The sequence below is a fragment of the Nonomuraea sp. NPDC049784 genome (assembly GCF_040659615.1).
GTDB lineage: Bacteria > Actinomycetota > Actinomycetes > Streptosporangiales > Streptosporangiaceae > Nonomuraea.
Window position 1 is genome coordinate 1 of the sequence record NZ_JBFAMX010001268.1, and the last position, 1,185, is coordinate 1,185.

General features: G+C 74.6%; 1 protein-coding gene. It reads left to right on the forward strand.

All coding sequences use genetic code 11. From position 1 onward, the window contains the following. A partial coding sequence (locus tag AB0J09_RS65320; protein ID WP_360714609.1) for an SNF2-related protein occupies positions 1-1,185 on the forward strand: 1,185 nt, incomplete at both ends.

Genomic DNA, 1,185 nt, shown 5'->3' on the forward strand with positions numbered 1-1,185 from the left:
GCCGCGCCGCCCGTACCTGGCCCCGCCTGGAGCGCCTGCTCGACAGCGCCGTGCCCGACGAGCTCACCCTCACCGACGGCGACGTCGAAGACCTCCTGGCCGGAGCCGCCGAGCGCCTGGCCGCCGCCGGAGTCGAGGTGCACTGGCCCAAGGCCCTCGTGCGCGGCCTGAGCGCCCGCGCCGTCATCGGCGAACGCGACAGCAAGCCGTCCGACCTGCCGTCGTTCCTCGGCGGGCACCACCTGACCAGCTTCGACTGGCAGCTCGCCCTCGGCGGCGAGCGCCTGACCGCCGCCGAGATGGACGCCCTGGCCGAGGCGCACCGCCCCGTCGTACGGCTGCGCGACCAGTGGGTCCTCATCGACCCCGACCTGGCCCGCAAGGCCCGCCAGCGCGACCTCAAGCCCCTGACCGGCATCGAAGCCCTCAGTGCCGCCCTGACCGGCACGGTCGAGGTCGACGGCGAGCAGGTCGCCGTCGATCCCACCGCCTGGTTGCGTGAGCTGCGCGAACGCCTGTCCGAGCCCGCCGACGCCGGCCCGCCCGACGGGCTGGCCGCCACGTTGCGCGACTACCAGCTGGCCGGGCTGGGCTGGCTGGCCCGGCTCACCTCGCTCGGGCTGGGCGGCTGCCTGGCCGACGACATGGGCCTGGGCAAGACGATCACGCTGATCGCCCTGCACCTGCACCGCGCCGACGCCGGCACCGGGCCGACGCTCGTAGTGTGCCCGGCCTCGCTGCTGGGCAACTGGGAGCGAGAGATCGCCAGGTTCGCGCCCGGCGTGCCCGTGCGCCGCTTCCACGGGGCGAGCCGCACGCTGGCCGAGGAGGGCTTCGTGCTGACCACGTACGGCACCATGCGCATGGACGCGGCCCGCCTGGCTGCACACCCGTGGGGCCTGCTGGTGGCCGACGAGGCACAGCACGTGAAGAACCCCGCCTCCGGCACCGCCAAGGCGCTGCGGGAGATCCCCGCCGCCGCCCGCGTCGCGCTGACCGGCACCCCCGTCGAGAACAACCTGTCGGAGCTGTGGGCCATCCTCGACTGGACCACGCCGGGGCTGCTGGGCTCGCTGGCCAGGTTCAGGGCACGGTGGGCCAAACCAGTCGAATCCGGTGACAGCAAGGCGGCCGAACGCCTGTCGCGGCTGGTCGGGCCGTTCCTGCTGCGCCGCCGCAAGAGCG